General features: G+C 41.6%; 10 protein-coding genes and 2 tRNA genes. All 12 read left to right on the plus strand.

The annotated features are described in order from the left end of the window. The first annotated feature begins 287 nt into the window (after positions 1-287). A tRNA-Gln gene (locus HMPREF2867_RS07635) sits at positions 288-359 on the plus strand. Positions 360-388: 29 nt separating this feature from the next. Continuing rightward, a tRNA-Glu gene (locus HMPREF2867_RS07640) sits at positions 389-460 on the plus strand. A gap of 220 nt (positions 461-680) precedes the next feature. Then, entirely contained in the window at positions 681-1,199 is a 519-nt protein-coding gene (rimM, locus tag HMPREF2867_RS07645) for a ribosome maturation factor RimM (protein WP_060971504.1), read from the plus strand. Then, entirely contained in the window at positions 1,189-1,908 is a 720-nt protein-coding gene (gene trmD / locus HMPREF2867_RS07650) for a tRNA (guanosine(37)-N1)-methyltransferase TrmD (protein ID WP_002886864.1), read from the plus strand. Before rimM ends, trmD begins: the two co-directional genes overlap by 11 nt. A gap of 1 nt (position 1,909) precedes the next feature. Further along, positions 1,910-2,908 (plus strand): NAD(P)/FAD-dependent oxidoreductase, encoded by a 999-nt coding sequence (locus HMPREF2867_RS07655; protein ID WP_060971505.1) that lies wholly within the window; start codon positions 1,910-1,912, stop codon positions 2,906-2,908. An 82-nt stretch (positions 2,909-2,990) separates the two neighbouring features. Further along, positions 2,991-5,405 (plus strand): DNA translocase FtsK, encoded by a 2,415-nt coding sequence (locus HMPREF2867_RS07660; RefSeq protein WP_070576875.1) that lies wholly within the window; start codon positions 2,991-2,993, stop codon positions 5,403-5,405. 213 nt (positions 5,406-5,618) lie between these two features. Further along, positions 5,619-7,814 carry a type I pullulanase gene (gene pulA / locus HMPREF2867_RS07665; protein ID WP_070576877.1) on the plus strand — a complete coding sequence of 732 codons (2,196 nt, stop codon included), beginning with the start codon at positions 5,619-5,621 and terminating at the stop codon, positions 7,812-7,814. A 169-nt stretch (positions 7,815-7,983) separates the two neighbouring features. Next, complete coding sequence (gene glgB / locus HMPREF2867_RS07670; protein ID WP_070576879.1) at positions 7,984-9,864, plus strand: 1,4-alpha-glucan branching protein GlgB; 1,881 nt, start codon at positions 7,984-7,986, stop codon at positions 9,862-9,864. A gap of 190 nt (positions 9,865-10,054) precedes the next feature. Beyond that, positions 10,055-11,197 carry a glucose-1-phosphate adenylyltransferase gene (locus HMPREF2867_RS07675; protein ID WP_060971508.1) on the plus strand — a complete coding sequence of 381 codons (1,143 nt, stop codon included), beginning with the start codon at positions 10,055-10,057 and terminating at the stop codon, positions 11,195-11,197. Continuing rightward, entirely contained in the window at positions 11,187-12,323 is a 1,137-nt protein-coding gene (gene glgD, locus HMPREF2867_RS07680; RefSeq protein ID WP_070576883.1) for a glucose-1-phosphate adenylyltransferase subunit GlgD, read from the plus strand. The genes HMPREF2867_RS07675 and glgD overlap by 11 nt, the downstream gene beginning before the upstream one ends. Then, a complete protein-coding gene (gene glgA / locus HMPREF2867_RS07685) occupies positions 12,320-13,750 on the plus strand; it encodes a glycogen synthase GlgA (RefSeq protein WP_070576885.1) in 1,431 nt (476 codons plus the stop codon). Before glgD ends, glgA begins: the two co-directional genes overlap by 4 nt. Before the next feature lie 339 nt (positions 13,751-14,089). Then, positions 14,090-16,495 (plus strand): glycogen/starch/alpha-glucan phosphorylase, encoded by a 2,406-nt coding sequence (locus HMPREF2867_RS07690; protein WP_070576888.1) that lies wholly within the window; start codon positions 14,090-14,092, stop codon positions 16,493-16,495. The last annotated feature ends 168 nt before the right edge of the window (positions 16,496-16,663 follow it).

Here is a 16,663-nt window from a genome sequence, read left to right on the forward strand (position 1 = left end):
CTTGTTATTTAGAGGCTAGGGAGGATTATCATAATTCTTACCCCTAACTCGGATTTTGCAAGTCAAATCTTTTGACTTTATTTCTAGCAAAACATATAATGAAATCATCCTAAAACTTTTCTTTTTTCATATGAGGTTGAAGCGACCTCATATCATCTATCTAAGTTCGCTTAGATGATGAAATCTCCTAACTCCTAGCAATCGGTATTTCCGGTTGCTTTTTTTGAAAAAAGTTAAAAAAAGTGTTGACAGCCAACTAGTTTTTCTGTAGAATAATAAGAGTCTTTTGGGGTATAGCCAAGCGGTAAGGCAAGGGACTTTGACTCCCTCATGCGTTGGTTCGAATCCAGCTACCCCAGTTCTACTTGAGGGTAGAGACACAGATTATGGTCCGTTGGTCAAGGGGTTAAGACACCGCCTTTTCACGGCGGTAACACGGGTTCGAATCCCGTACGGACTATAAGTGCCAGCTAGAGAAAGCTGGTTTTTTTGTGTCCTTTTTGATAAAATAGAGGGGTTGACTGGCCTAGGCCAGACATTTTATACCACTTTAAAATCATAAATGACAAGACCTTGACCTGATGTAAAATGTTTGTTTTGTGATGGTTATCAGATGATGCCAAGCAGTTGGTCGAGTCGTGGTTTCATTTGAATAAGAAAACATATAATAAGGAAATGCAATGACATACTATAACGTTGGAAAGATTGTGAATACACAGGGCTTGCAGGGGGAACTTCGTGTTTTGTCTGTAACAGATTTTGCGGATGAGCGTTTTAAGAAGAAGAGTGTCCTAGCCCTTTTTGATGACAAAGACAATTACATCATGGATGTTGAGATTGCGAGTCACCGTAAACATAAAAACTTTGATATCGTTAAGTTTAAGGGGCTTTACCATATCAATGATGTGGAGAAGTATAAGGGCTGCAGCCTCAAGATTGCTGAGGAAAATTTAACAGACCTTGATGATGGGGAATTTTACTACCATGAAATCATTGGCCTTGATGTTTACGAAGGTGATACTTTGATTGGTCAGGTCAAAGAGATTCTCCAACCGGGTGCTAATGATGTTTGGGTAGTAAAACGTAAAGGCAAAAAAGATTTGCTCTTGCCATACATTCCACCTGTAGTTCTCGATGTTGATGTTGCAGCTGGACGTGTTGAGGTTGAGCTCATGGAAGGATTAGACGATGAAGATTGATATCTTGACCCTATTTCCAGATATGTTTGCTCCCTTAGAGCATTCCATTGTTGGTAAGGCAAAGGATAAGGGCCTTCTAGAAATCAACTATCACAATTTTCGTGAAAATGCGGAGAAGGCTCGTCACGTAGATGATGAACCTTACGGTGGCGGTCAAGGTATGTTGCTACGTGCCCAGCCAATTTTTGATACCTTTGACAAGTTAAATGTCACTAAGCCTCGCGTTATTCTCCTAGATCCTGCGGGTCGTACCTTTGATCAGGCCTATGCAGAAGAATTGGCGCAAGAAGAGGAATTGGTCTTTATCTGTGGTCACTATGAGGGCTATGATGAGCGCATCAAAACCTTAGTGACAGATGAGATTTCCTTGGGAGATTTTGTCTTAACTGGGGGAGAGTTGGCTGCAATGACTATTGTAGATGCGACTGTCCGCTTGATTCCTGAAGTTTTAGGTAAGGAAGCTAGTCATAAGGATGATAGTTTCTCATCAGGGCTTTTGGAATTTCCACAGTACACGCGCCCAGCTGAGTTTCGTGGCATGAAGGTGCCAGATGTACTCTTGTCGGGTCACCATGTTAATATTCGACGTTGGCGTATGGAGCAGAGTTTGCGAAAGACTTGGGAGCGTCGACCTGACCTCTTGGAAAACTATGACTTTACGGATGAAGAACGTCAGATTTTAGAAGAGATAAAAGCAGAAGGAAAATAAAATGTCAGAAGAAAAGATATACGATATTACTATTATCGGTGGTGGACCAGTCGGCCTTTGGGCTGCTTTTTATGCCGGCCTACGTGGCATGACTGTGAATATTATCGAAAGTTTGTCAGAGCTTGGTGGTCAGCCTGCCATTCTCTACCCTGAGAAGAAAATCTACGATATCCCAGCCTTTCCTCAAACGACAGGTGCCGAATTGACAGAAAATCTCTTGACCCAGCTTAAGCGTTTTGAAAATCGTGTCAGCATTCATTTGAAAGAGGAAGTTCAAACCTTTGAAAAAACAGAAGGTATCTTCACGATTGCTACTAGCAAGGGTCAACACTTGTCTAAGGCTATCGTCATTGCTTGTGGGAATGGTGCCTTCGCTCCCCGTCCTTTGGGTGTGGACAATGAAGAAGATTATGCGGATAATAACTTGTTCTATAATGTGCATAGCTTGGACCAATTTGCTGGCAAGAAGGTTGTGATTGCTGGTGGTGGGGATTCAGCTGTTGACTGGGCCAATCACCTAGATGGGATTGCTGAGAGCGTGACTTTGATTCACCGACGTGATGCTTTTCGTGCCCATGAGCATAGTGTAGAGCTTCTTCATCAATCATCAGTTAATGTGATGACACCTTATGTACCCCTTGAAATCAAGGGTGAAAGTGGTCTTGCCAAAAGTTTGACTGTTCAAAAAGTGAAGTCAGATGAAGTTGTGGAATTGCCGCTTGATACCCTTATTGTTAGCTTTGGCTTCTCAACCAACAATAAAAACCTTCGTAACTGGAATGTTGACTTTAAACGCTCTAGCATTACTGTCAATGCCCAGTTTGAAACTTCACAAGAAGGTGTTTACGCTATCGGTGATGCAGCAGAATATGAAGGCAAGATTGACTTGATTGCTGTGGGAATGGGTGAAGCTCCTATCGCTATCAACCAAGCTATTCAATATATTGATCCAGATGGTAAGAATCGTCCGGTTCACTCAACATCGTTAATTGAAGAATAATGTCAAAAAAAGACTTTGTCTTCAATCTAAGGAGAGACTTGTCTCTCTTTTTTCATGTCTAAAAACGTGGTATAATACACCTATGGCTACAACGAAAAAAACGAAAAAAGGGTCGACTTCTAAGAACAGTAAGAAGCGGCTTACAAAAGCAGAATTAGACAGACAGAAGGCGATTAAGCGAATGCTATGGACCTTCTTTTTTGCCTTTGTTTTAATTTTCCCAGTCTTTCGATTGGGTTTCTTTGGGGTTACCCTCTATAATCTCTTTCGAGTATTTGTGGGGAGTATGGCTTATCCTTTAATTTTTGCTATCTATGTTTATCTCTTTGGCTTTAAATGGTTACGTAAACATAGTAACTATGTAACAGGATTTTGGATGATCTTCGCGGGTCTCTTGTTGGAGTTTCACGCCTATCTCTTTAGTCTAGAACGCATGAGTGGTCTGGATATTTTCCCTGGTACCAAGGACTTGCTTTTTGGGGAACTGGTCAGTGTGCAAGTAGCTCGTTTTGCGGGTGGTGGTATGTTGGGGGCTCTCCTGTACCAACCGATTTCCTTCCTCTTTTCAAATATCGGTAGCTTCATGATTGGGGTATTGATCATTCTCTTGGGTGCCTTCATTCTTAGCCCTTGGGATGTCTTGGATATCATGGAGTATGCTAAGGAAGCTTGGCAGAAAGGGGCTGAGAAGCGTTTGGAACGAACGGCCCAACGTCAGGAAAAGAAGGCAGAACGTCAGGCTCAGAAAGAACGTGAGGCGGAAGAACGTGCCGAAGCCGAGCGTCTGGCTGATTTAACTGTTGACGAGGAGACGGGAGAAATCTTAGATGATGCCGCAGAGGAGTTACCACAAGAAACTGAGATTTTTGTACCTGAACCTGAAATCAGTGATTATGCCTCTGAGGACTACTATGATAATCTCCCTCCAGAGGATTATGAGGATTTCCAAGAAGATTATGCACCTTATCCAGACGATGTGCCAACCGAGGAGTTTCCGCCATCTATGGTTGTTGAGGGAGATGATGCACCTGTCGAGGTTGATTTCACACCGAAGGAGCTCTTACAGTATAAATTACCTCAGATAGATCTCTTTGCACCTGATAAGCCTAAGAGTCAATCTAAAGAGAAAAACATCGTTCGTAAGAATATTCGAATCTTAGAAGATACCTTCAAGAGTTTCAATATTGATGTCAAGGTTGAGCGGGCTGAAATTGGACCGTCAGTGACCAAGTATGAGGTCAAGCCTGCTGTTGGGGTCCGTGTCAATCGCATTTCAAATCTAGCGGATGACTTGGCTCTGGCTCTAGCTGCGAAAGATGTCCGTATTGAGGCCCCTATTCCTGGAAAATCTTTGGTTGGTATCGAAGTACCTAATTCAGAGATTGCAACGGTTTCTTTCCGTGAACTTTGGGAACAGTCCAAGACAGACCCTAATAAGCTCTTGGAAGTTCCCCTCGGTAAGGCGGTTGATGGTTCGGCTCGTAGCTTTGATTTGGGACGGATGCCTCACTTGCTGGTCGCGGGATCAACAGGTTCTGGTAAATCGGTGGCGGTTAACGGTATTATCTCTAGTATTCTTATGAAGGCTCGTCCAGACCAGGTGAAGTTTCTCATGGTCGATCCTAAGATGGTTGAACTTTCGGTTTACAATGATATTCCTCATCTCCTTATCCCTGTAGTGACTAACCCACGTAAGGCCGCCAAGGCTCTTCAAAAAGTGGTAGATGAAATGGAAAATCGTTACGAACTCTTTAGTAAGTTTGGCGTGCGTAACATTGCTGGCTATAATGCCAAGGTTGAAGACTGGAATGCCCAGTCGCAAGAAAAACAGATTCCCTTGCCTTTAATTGTGGTTATCGTTGATGAGTTGGCTGACTTGATGATGGTAGCCAGTAAGGAAGTGGAAGATGCTATCATTCGTTTGGGACAAAAAGCGCGTGCTGCGGGAATTCACATGATTCTCGCCACTCAACGTCCGTCGGTTGATGTTATCTCCGGTTTGATTAAGGCCAATGTGCCATCTCGTGTGGCCTTTGCGGTGTCTTCGGGAACAGATAGTCGTACCATTTTAGATGAAAATGGGGCAGAAAAGCTACTCGGACGTGGGGATATGCTTTTCAAACCGATTGATGAAAACCACCCTGTTCGTCTGCAAGGTTCCTTCATCTCTGACGATGACGTAGAACGTATTGTGACCTTTATCAAGGATCAGGCTTCAGCTGACTACGATGAGAGCTTTGATCCTGGTGAAGTTTCTGAAAATGATTTTGGTGGGGGTTCCTCTGCCAATGGTGGTAGCTCAGAAGGTGACCCACTCTTTGAAGAGGCCAAGGCTTTGGTCCTTGAAACACAAAAAGCAAGTGCTTCCATGATTCAACGTCGTCTGTCAGTTGGTTTCAACCGTGCCACTCGTTTGATGGAAGAGTTGGAAGAAGCAGGCGTTATCGGACCAGCTGAAGGTACCAAACCACGTAAGGTTTTGATGACTCAAGAATAATGGACTGGAAAGAGTCTCAAGCCTAGTTCTAAAGGAATTAAAATCGACAAAAGAAATGAGAAAAATGAGTGTTTTGCCATTTATTTTCTCATTCTTTTTTTATGTTCAAAATAGACCAAAAAATTGCAAAATATTCCATAAGAACGCTTACAAAACGAACATTTTCTGCTATAATAGGAGAAAAAGTGAGTAATAAAAACTAAGGAGTAAAAAATGGACAATTTATTAACCGTTCATTTTCATAGTATGCATGGCGACTATTCCAGATACAGTATGTGGAAGTGGCTAGATGGTTATTGGGGCGAAGAAGCCCATTTTTCACGTGAAGATGATTTTGGCCTTGTTGGTCAGGTTACTTCTCCCTCCAATCGTTTTATTGATTCTGTCAATCTTTTGGTCAAAACGGAAGACTGGTCGAGGCAAACACATGATTACCGTGTCCGACGCTTCCTAGGGGATGCTCCCAATGCTATTTGGATAGTTGAAGGTAATCCAACTGTTTATTATTCTAAACAGGCAGCCTTGACTAGCCATAGTTTCGAAGGTCGCGACCAGCATGCCTTTGATATGGCTCTCCGAAGACAGGAATTTGACCAGAAGTGGGGCTTTCAAGGATGGTTAGGTCATAAGTATGAAAAAGGGGCTACAGAGTTTCGCCTTTGGTCACCTATAGCTCGTCGTGTGCAGCTCTTGCTTTTTAAAAAGGGCAGTAAAAACCCTAAGATCATTAAGATGAGCCGAGGAACCAGTATCAATAAGGACCGTCATGAGATGAATACTCACGGTGTTTGGAGTGCCACTGTCAAAAAGGACTTAGATGGGGTAGCCTACCAATTTCGTGTGTATCATGAGGAAAGCTTCTATCAGGATACGAGAGACCCTTACAGTATCGCTCTTAGCTTAGATAATAAAAAAAGTTTGGTGGTCAATCCACAGAGACTTGTCCCAAGAGGGTATGAAAAGGTTACCAAACAAAAAGCGAGCTGGCGTAAGGCAAATGCTTGCTCATCCGTTATCTGTGAAATGCACCTCCGTGACTTCTCAATTTCAGAGACATCTGGTGTTAAGCAGTCCTATAGAGGAACCTATCTAGGTGCCTGTCAGAAAGGGACTAAAAATGCCCATGGAGATGTGACTGGCTTTGATTACCTCAAACGTATGGGCTACAACTATGTCCAACTGCAACCGGTCTTTGATCACCATAAAACCTATGATAAAGATGGTAAGTTGCTCTACAACTGGGGCTATGATCCTGAGAATTACAATGTTCCAGACCGTCAGTTTGCTGCTGATCAAAAGAATCCCGTGGCACCAATTTTAGAGCTTAAGAAAATGATTCAGACCTACCATGAGGCAGGAATTGGGGTCATCATGGATGTGGTTTATAACCATACTTACTCATCTTACAGCTCTCCTTTCCAACTATCTGTGCCGGCTTATTACTACCGTATGCATGACAACGGGTCTTTCCAAGATGGATCAGGCTGTGGAAATGAGACAGCCAGTGAAAAGGAAATGTACCGTAAGTATATGATTGATTCCTTAACCTATTGGGCAGAAGAATTTGGAGTGGATGGTTTTCGTTTTGACCTTATGGGCTTACATGATGTTGCTACGATGAATGCCATTCGTTCGGCCATGGATGATATTGATCCTAGGATCCTTCTTTATGGTGAAGGATGGGATATGGGAATTGGACTTCCTGTAGACCAAAAGGGCAAGAAGGATAATGCAGCCTTGATGCCTAGAATCGGATTTTTCAATGACAATGCGCGTGACGCGGTCAAGGGGGCAGAGGTCTATGGGTACATCAATAACGGCTATGTGTCTGGAGCCCCATTGGAAGACCAGATTGCCAAGAGTCTGCTTGGTAGCCGTGGTTTTGTAAACTACCTCATGCCAGGTCAGGTCCTCAACTATATCGAAGCGCACGACAACTACAATTTGAATGACCTTATGCATCATTTGCATCCACATGATTCGCCAGAAGATATTGAAAAACGTATTTACTTGGCAAATGCTCTTAATCTAAGTATGCAAGGGATGTGTTTCATGCAGTTGGGACAAGAATTCCAGCGTAGTAAGATGGTTGCAACAGGTGAAGATGGAAATTACACGGAAGCGGATGTTAAGCGTGCCATGAATAGCTACAATGCCCCTGATGCTGTTAATCAGGTGGATTGGAATCAAGTGACTCTTAAGAAAGACTTGGTTGCTAAAGTTGCCAAATTAATTGAGCGTAAGCAAACCGTACAAGAATTTTCATATCGTTCATATGCAGATATTTACGATAATCTCTATGTCGCAAAAGCTGAGTACGATTCAGGTATTGTTGAATTACATATTTCTGGAAAATTACGTAAGACTTTTGTGTTCGATAATATGAAAAAAGATTTGGAGATTTACTGACAAGAATGTCAAAAAATGTTATAATACAGTAAACGCTTACATAAGTGGTTTTGTTTACTTGTAAGCCCTATCGGTCTGAAGGGTTTTCTAGTGTATTTACATATATTTCAATGTTTTAATTTCTTGATAGTTAGAACTATCAAGGCTAGTTTTAGAAAGGAGTGATGGTATGAATCTCGATGAAGCCATGTACACGTTTGGGACAGGTGAGAACTTCCACCTTCAGAATTATCTGGGTGTGCATGAATTGGAGGGAGAAGAAGGATTTGTCTTCCGTGTGTGGGCCCCTCATGCTGAGCAGATTCAGGTAATTGGAGATTTCACAGGTTGGTTTGATGAACCTCTGGATATGACCAAAAACCATATCGGTGTTTGGGAGGTAAGTTCAGCCCTCCCTCAAGAAGGACAACTCTATAAGTTCTTGGTGAAACGTAAGGGAGGTCAAGTAGTCGAAAAGATGGATCCTTTCGCTACTTATTTGGAACCACGTCCAGGAACAGGAGCTGTGATTCGTAAGAAGAAAACTAAGAAGTGGAAGGATGGCCTTTGGATGGGTCGTCGTAAACGCTTTGGTTTCCAAAAACGTCCGGTTAATATCTATGAAGCTCATGCATCATCTTGGAAACTAAAAGAGGATGGTCAACCTTATACTTTCAAAGAATTGAAAGAAGAGTTGATTCCATATTTGGTTGAGATGAACTATACCCACGTGGAATTCATGCCACTCATGGCTCACCCTCTTGGGATGAGTTGGGGTTACCAGCTCATGGGTTACTTTGCTTTTGAGCATACCTATGGTACACCAGAAGATTTTCAAGATTTTGTTGAAGCATGTCACCAGAATAATATCGGTGTCTTGGTAGACTGGGTCCCAGGTCACTATACACAGAATGACGATGCTTTAGCCTACTTTGATGGTACACCAACTTTCGAATATCAGGATCACGATCGAGCTCATAACTATCGTTGGGGAGCGTTGAACTTTGACTTAGGAAAAAATCAAGTACAGTCTTTCCTTATTTCAAGTGCTCTTTACTGGATTGAAAATTATCATATCGATGGTATCCGAGTGGATGCAGTTTCAAACATGCTCTATTTGGACTATGATGAGGGTCCATGGATGCCAAACAAGGACGGTGGTAACCGTAACTTGGAAGGCTATGGCTTCCTTCAAAAACTCAATCGTGAGATTAAAAAACGCTATCCAGATGTCATGATGGTTGCGGAAGAATCAACTGCAGCAACACCAATTACACAACCGATTGAAGAGGGTGGTCTAGGTTTCGACTTCAAATGGAATATGGGTTGGATGAACGATATCCTCAAATTCTACGAAGAAGATCCAGTTTACCGTCAGTACGATTTCAATCTGATGACCTTTAGTTTCATGTATTGCTTCAATGAAAACTATGTTCTACCTTTCTCACATGATGAAGTAGTTCATGGTAAGAAGAGTATGATGCATAAGATGTGGGGGGACCGCTACAATCAGTTTGCTGGCCTACGTAACCTCTATGCTTATCAACTCTGTCACCCAGGTAAGAAATTGCTCTTCATGGGATCTGAATTTGGTCAGTTCTTAGAGTGGAAATATGATTACCAACTGGAATGGGGAAATCTTGAAGATGAGATGAACCAGAAGATGCAGGCCTTCACTAGCCATATGAATGGTTTCTACAAGGACCATAAATCTCTCTGGCAGATTGATGATTCTTACGATGGTATTGAAATTATCGATGCGGATAACCGTGCTGAAAGTGTGCTTTCCTTCATTCGTAAGGATGACAAAGGCGATAAGGGTGACTTTCTCGTCTGTGTCTTCAACCTAGCTCCAGTGGAACGTCAAGACTTCACTATTGGATTGCCAGTCGCTGGTATTTATCAAGAAGTGCTTAACACTGAGATGGAAGAATTTGGTGGTGTCTGGAAAGAAGGGAATCCTGAAACCCGTACCCAAAAAGCGAAGTGGAAGGATTATGAAAATACCCTTAGCTTCACATTGCCAGCTCTTGGAGCAAGTATCTGGCGTGTTAAACGTCGCTTGAAATAAAGGGTAGACTTAAACGTGTACACGATTTGTTTTTCAGAGGTGATAGCAAGGAAGTTACGGTTGAAAGAAGCTGTTTGATGCCCAAACTATTGCCACACTGAGGAACTTACTTTAATTGTCATAATCAGTTTCGACTGATTGTCTCACATCCTTTTGAGGATGGAACTAAAAATCATGAGGGGGACTATTCATGAAAAATGAAATGTTGGCTTTGATCCTTGCTGGTGGGCAAGGAACTCGTCTTGGAAAATTGACCCAAAGTATTGCCAAACCAGCTGTTCAGTTTGGTGGACGCTACCGTATCATTGACTTTGGTTTGTCAAACTGTGCCAATTCAGGAATTAACAATGTAGGTGTCATTACACAGTATCAACCACTTGCTTTGAACAATCATATCGGTAATGGTTCAAGTTGGGGATTGGATGGTGTTAACTCTGGTGTATCAATTCTTCAACCTTACTCAGCTAGCGAAGGTAATCGTTGGTTTGAAGGTACCAGCCACGCTATTTATCAAAACATTGAGTATATCGATAGCATCAATCCTGAATATGTTTTGATTTTGTCTGGTGACCATATTTACAAGATGGACTATGATGATATGCTCCAATCTCACAAAGATAACAACGCAAGTCTTACTGTCGCCGTTCTTGATGTGCCACTTAAAGAAGCTAGCCGTTTCGGTATCATGAACACTGATGCTAATAACCGTATTGTTGAGTTCGAAGAAAAACCTGAAAACCCTAAATCTACGAAAGCATCAATGGGTATTTACATCTTTGATTGGAAACGTCTTCGCAATATGTTAGTATCAGCTGAAAAGAGTTCAGTTGATATGTCAGACTTTGGTAAGAACGTTATCCCAGCTTATCTTGAAACAGGTGAAAGCGTCTTTGCTTATGAATTTGAAGGCTATTGGAAAGACGTAGGTACTATCGAATCCCTTTGGGAAGCAAATATGGAGTACATTTCTCCTGAAAATGCCTTGGATAGTCGTAACCGTCAATGGAAAATTTACTCACGTAACGTGATTGCTCCACCAAACTTCTTTGGTGAGAATGCTCATGTTGAAGATTCACTCGTTGTTGATGGATGTTTGGTTGATGGAACTGTTAAACATTCTGTGCTTTCAACAAGTGCACAAATTCGTGAAGGGGCAGTCGTTGAAGATTCAGTGATTATGAGTGGTGCAATTATTGGTAAAGGTGCAAAAATTAAACGAGCTATTATCGGTGAAGGTGCACACATTTCCGATGGTGTGGAAATTGACGGTACAGAAGAAGTGCAAGTCGTAGGATACAATGAAGTAGTGGGGGTACCAAAAGATGAAGATTGATAAATATTCTGCAATTCTAGGAAATACCGTAGGATTCCATGACATGGGTGGTTTGACTGAGCACCGTCCTATTGCCAGCCTACCATTTGGCGGAAAATATCGCCTCATCGACTTCCCGTTGTCTAACTTGGCTAATGCTGGTATCCGTAGCGTCTTCGGAATCTTCCAAAACGAAAACATCAGTTCTGTCTTCGACCATATTCGTTCAGGTCGTGAGTGGGGCTTGTCTACTCTTCTCAGTCACTACTACCTTGGTATTTACAATACTCCTGTTGAAAGCTCAACTGTTGATGAGGAATACTATCGTCAAATTTTGACTTACCTTAAACGTTCAGGCTCAGATCAGACTGTAGCTCTTAACAGTGATGTTTTGGTCAACATTGATCTTAACCAAGTTTTCCACCTTCACAGTACAACAAAACCAAAAGTTACTGTGGTCTACAAAAAACTTCCTAAAGAACTCATTTCAGATGTAAACAGCGTTTTAGAAATTGATGACTCTGACAAAGTGCTTGGCCATGAGCTCTTCCAGGGTGGCGATAAAGAAGTTTACAATATGTCTACAGACATCTTTGTTGTGGATACACCATTCTTGATTGAAAAATTGGAAGAAGAAGCAGCTAAAGAAGAACCTCGTAAGCTTCGTTATGTACTTCGTGATTTGGCAGTTGCTGAAAATGCTTTTGCTTACGAGTACACTGGTTACCTTTCAAATATCCACTCAGTAAAAGCGTACTTTGATGCTAACTTGGATATGCTGGAATCACAAAAATTCTATAAACTTTTTGCACCAAACCAAAAAGTTTATACAAAAGTTAAAAATGAAGAGCCAACATACTATGCAGACTCTTCTGAAGTTAAGCTTTCACAATTTGCATCTGGTTCGATTGTTCGAGGTAAAGTTGAGAACTCAATGATTTCACGTAATGTTGACTTTTCTGAAGGTTCTAGTGTTAGCCATTCAATTATCTTCCCACGTGTTAAAGTTGCTAAAGGCGCAACAGTTGAATATGCTATTGTGGATAAAGGTGTTGAAATCGCTGAAGGTGTTACGGTTCGCGGTACAGAAAACAACCCAGTTATCATCAAAAAAGGTAGCGTTGTAACAGAGGATATTGTACGATGAAAATTTTATTTGTAGCAGCAGAGGGTGCACCTTTCGCTAAAACTGGTGGTTTGGGTGACGTTATCGGTGCTCTTCCTAAATCTCTAGTCAAAAATGGTCACGAGGTTGCCGTAATTCTCCCATATTATGATGTGGTTTCGGCTAAATTTGGCGATCAGGTTGAAGACCTTGGCTTCTTCTATACAAATGTTGGTTGGCGTCGTCAATATGTCGGCATCAAGAAAATTGTCCGTGATGGTGTGACCTTCTTCTTCATTGATAATGAACAGTATTTCAACCGTGGTACGGTATACGGTGAGTGGGATGATGGTGAGCGTTTTGGCTTCTTCCAAATGGCTGCCCTTGAGTTGATGGAAAAAGTGGACTTTATTCCAGATATTCTCCATGTTCATGACTACCACACAGCCATGATTCCATTCCTTCTTAAGGAAAAATACCATTGGATTCAAGCTTACCAAGGTATTAAGACAGTCTTCACTATCCATAATATTGAGTTCCAAGGTCAATTTGACAGTGGTATGCTTTGGGAAATCTTTGGTGTTGGTTACGAGCGTTATGCTGATGGTACTCTCCGTTGGAATGACTGCCTCAACTGGATGAAAGCAGCTGTTCTTTACGCAGATCGTGTAACAACAGTTTCTCCATCATACGCTGGTGAAATTCAAACACCTGAATTTGGTAAAGGCCTAGATCAAATTATGCGCATGGAATCTGGTAAGTTGTCTGGTATTGTTAATGGTATCGATACGGACCTCCTTGATCCAGAAACAGATGCTCACATTCCTTATCATTTCTCAGTGGATGATTTGTCAGGTAAGGCCAAAGACAAGGCAGCTCTTCAAGAACGTGTTGGTCTCCCAGTTCGTGAAGATGTCCCATTGATTGGTATTGTGTCACGTTTGACTGACCAAAAAGGTTTCGATTTGGTTGTCAACGAACTTCACAACATCTTGCAACATGATGTTCAGATTGTTCTTTTGGGTACTGGTTACAGCGACTATGAGAATTCTTTCTCTTGGTTCGGTCACGCTTACCCAGAAAAAATGTCTGCCAACATTACTTTCAACCTAGAGTTAGCTCAACAAATTTATGCTGGTTGTGACATTTTCCTTATGCCTTCAGCCTTTGAACCATGTGGCCTCTCTCAAATGATGTCTATGCGCTACGGTACCTTGCCAGTGGTTAGCGAGGTTGGTGGTCTTCGTGATACTGTTGAACCATACAACCCTGTGACAGGCTCAGGTACAGGATTCTCATTTGGTAACTTCTCAGGTTACTGGATGGTTCAAACCCTTGAAAAAGCTCTCGATGTTTACGAAAACAATGCTGATGCTTGGAAACAACTCCAGCACAATGCTATGACACGTGACTTCTCATGGGATACAGCAAGTTTGGCATATGTTGATTTGTACAAACAATTAGTATAATTGCAAAGATAACTTTTCTCGCAAGGGAAAAGTTATCTTCGTGTAAAGCGTTTGAAAACGCTTCTATATAATCTTGACAAAAGTCAGGATAGCATCTCCCAATCTTGCTGATAAAGCAATGAAAGAGAAGATATCTAAAAATCTGAATAGAAGACTAACTCTAATCGTGTTTAATAAACCTGACTGTTTTGATAGTTTTGTAAATAAAGATTTTGAAATATCTGTTTCGAATCTTGATTGGCAAGGTTTGGAAGTTTGAGGAAACAATTCCCTCTTATCTGAATAGATCCCTCTGTAAGAAGTGTATTGAAGATAAGGAAGTAGTAAGAAAGGATTTCTATGCAACTCGAAAATTTAACAAAAGAACAATTCATCCGTGACTTTAAAGACACGCTCCATCAAGAGCAGTTGATTAAAGTTGCTAAGGCCACACCAACGGAAATTTTTGCAGCCCTGGCTGGTTTGGTCCGTAAATATTACACTGACACATGGATTACACGTAACCATGCACTTTCAGACAATCAAGAAAAGATTGCTTACTACTTCTCAATCGAATTCCTCCCAGGTCGTATGTTGGAAACTAACCTCCTCAACCTTGGTATTCTTGACCTTGTTAAAGAAGGTTTCGCAGAACTTGATATCGATTTCCGCGAAGTGGTAGAAGCTGAGCATGATATGGCACTTGGTAACGGTGGTCTTGGTCGTTTGGCTGCTGCCTTCATGGATTCGCTTGCAACTACTGGTTATCCAGGTTTTGGTAATGGTCTTCGTTACCGTTACGGACTTTTCAAACAACGTATTGTTGATGGTTACCAAGTAGAACTACCAGATGGTTGGTTTGGTTCAACAGGAAATGTTTGGGAAACGCGTAAAGACCATGATATTGTCTATGTAAAACTCTTTGGTGATGTTGTCCTTGAAAGTGACGAAGATGGTCGCTTTGTCCCAACTTATAAGAATGCTCAAGTCCTTCGTGCCGTACCTTATGATGTGCCGCAAATTGGTTATAAGAATGGTGTGATTAACAACCTTCGTCTTTGGGATGTAGAAATTCCTGAAGAATACGAATTGGATTATCCTACGCTTGATGCACGTCGTCGTGTGAAAGATATTACTGCTATTCTTTATCCAGATGATTCAACAATTGAAGGTAAAGAATTGCGTTTGGTTCAAGAGTACTTCATGACAAGTGCCGGTCTCCAAACCATCATTAAATCTTACCTCAAGATGGGCTTGCCATTGAAAGATATCCACGAAAAAATATCAGTTCACATCAATGATACTCACCCTGCGGTTGCACCAGCTGAATTCATGCGTCTCCTCCTTGATGAATATGGTCTTTCATGGGAAGATGCTTGGAATGCGACTGTTAAAACTATGAGCTACACTAACCACACTATTCTTCAAGAAGCCCTTGAAAAATGGGATCAACAGCTCTTCAAACGTGTCCTTCCACGTGTTTACCAAATCATCTTGGAAATCGACAACCGTTACATCGCTGAAATGGCTGGACGTGGTATTGCTGCAGATGTTATCGAACGCACACGTATTGTTAAGGATAACCAAGTCCACATGGCTAACTTAGCTATCATTGGTGGTCACTCAGTCAACGGGGTTGCCAAGCTTCATACAGAACTTCTTAAAGAAGATACCCTCCACGATTTCTATACAATTTATCCTGAAAAATTCAATAACAAGACAAATGGTATCGTTCAACGTCGTTGGACACAAATTGCAGCTCCTGAACTTTCAGCAGCAATTGATGACGTGATTGGTGACGGTTGGCGTAACGATATCCATGAGCTTGAAAATCTTACAACTTACTTGGATGACAAGGAAGTCTTGAACCAGTTCTATCAAGTTAAGAAGACTGCTAAACAACGTTTGGCAGACTACATCAAAGAAACAACAGGCGTAGAAGTGTCAATAGATGCTATCTTTGATGTTCAAGTGAAACGTCTTCACGCTTACAAACGTCAATTGCTTAACCTTCTTCACATCATCAAACTTTATTGGGATCTGAAAGATAATCCAGATAAAGACATGGTACCTCGTGTATTCATCTTTGGTGCCAAAGCTGCCCCTGGTTATCACTTCGCTAAATCTGTTATCAAACTCATCAACGAAGTTGCCAATCTTGTTAACAATGACGAAAGCCTTCAAGGAAAACTTAAAGTGGTCTTCCTTGAAAACTATCGTGTCAGCCTTGCGGAACTTATCATCCCAGCAGCAGATGTCTCTGAGCAAATCTCATTGGCTTCTAAAGAAGCATCTGGTACATCAAACATGAAATTCATGATGACTGGTGCTATTACCTTGGCAACACTTGATGGTGCCAACATTGAAATCAAGGATGAAGTTGGCGATGAGAATGTTGTCATCTTCGGTATGGACAAGGACGAAGTTTATGAACACTATGCACGTCACGATTACTACTCTCGTGCAGTTTATGAAAATAACCCAGTCATTCGTCGTGTCGTTGATACCTTTGTTAATGGTACGATTCCAAATGCTCAATCTGAAGGTACTGAAATTTACGAAGCCCTCATCACCCACAACGATGAGTACTTCCTCTTGGAAGACTTCGCTGCTTATGTAGAAGCTCAAGAGAAAATCGATGCGCTTTATCGTGATCATGACAAGTGGGCACGTATGAGCTTAGCTAATATTGCTAAATCTCACAAATTCACTTCAGATGATACGATCACAGAGTATGCTAAAGAAATTTGGGAATTGAAAAAATAGGCAATAGCTTATGAATCACAAAAAAGATAACGACTAGAAAAGGTCGTTGTCTTTTATTTTTAAGAAGAGAGGAGTCGTAGACAGCCAAGCAGCATTTATACACGGCAGTAGGAGTTTACCAGTAGACTTATCTTAGCCCTTGAAACTTGCACTTGCTTATCAAGATGT

Source organism: Streptococcus sp. HMSC064H09 (genome assembly GCF_001812625.1).
GTDB lineage: Bacteria > Bacillota > Bacilli > Lactobacillales > Streptococcaceae > Streptococcus.

Bases quoted from the DNA above. Each gene is read 5' to 3' on its own strand.
- HMPREF2867_RS07660 (WP_070576875.1), top strand. From the start codon at position 2,991: ATGGCTACAACGAAAAAAACGAAAAAAGGGTCGACTTCTAAGAACAGT.
- HMPREF2867_RS07655 (WP_060971505.1), top strand. From the start codon at position 1,910: ATGTCAGAAGAAAAGATATACGATATTACTATTATCGGTGGTGGACCA.
- trmD (WP_002886864.1), top strand. From the start codon at position 1,189: ATGAAGATTGATATCTTGACCCTATTTCCAGATATGTTTGCTCCCTTA.
- pulA (WP_070576877.1), top strand. From the start codon at position 5,619: ATGGACAATTTATTAACCGTTCATTTTCATAGTATGCATGGCGACTAT.
- rimM (WP_060971504.1), top strand. From the start codon at position 681: ATGACATACTATAACGTTGGAAAGATTGTGAATACACAGGGCTTGCAG.
- HMPREF2867_RS07675 (WP_060971508.1), top strand. From the start codon at position 10,055: ATGAAAAATGAAATGTTGGCTTTGATCCTTGCTGGTGGGCAAGGAACT.
- HMPREF2867_RS07690 (WP_070576888.1), top strand. From the start codon at position 14,090: ATGCAACTCGAAAATTTAACAAAAGAACAATTCATCCGTGACTTTAAA.
- glgA (WP_070576885.1), top strand. From the start codon at position 12,320: ATGAAAATTTTATTTGTAGCAGCAGAGGGTGCACCTTTCGCTAAAACT.
- glgD (WP_070576883.1), top strand. From the start codon at position 11,187: ATGAAGATTGATAAATATTCTGCAATTCTAGGAAATACCGTAGGATTC.
- glgB (WP_070576879.1), top strand. From the start codon at position 7,984: ATGAATCTCGATGAAGCCATGTACACGTTTGGGACAGGTGAGAACTTC.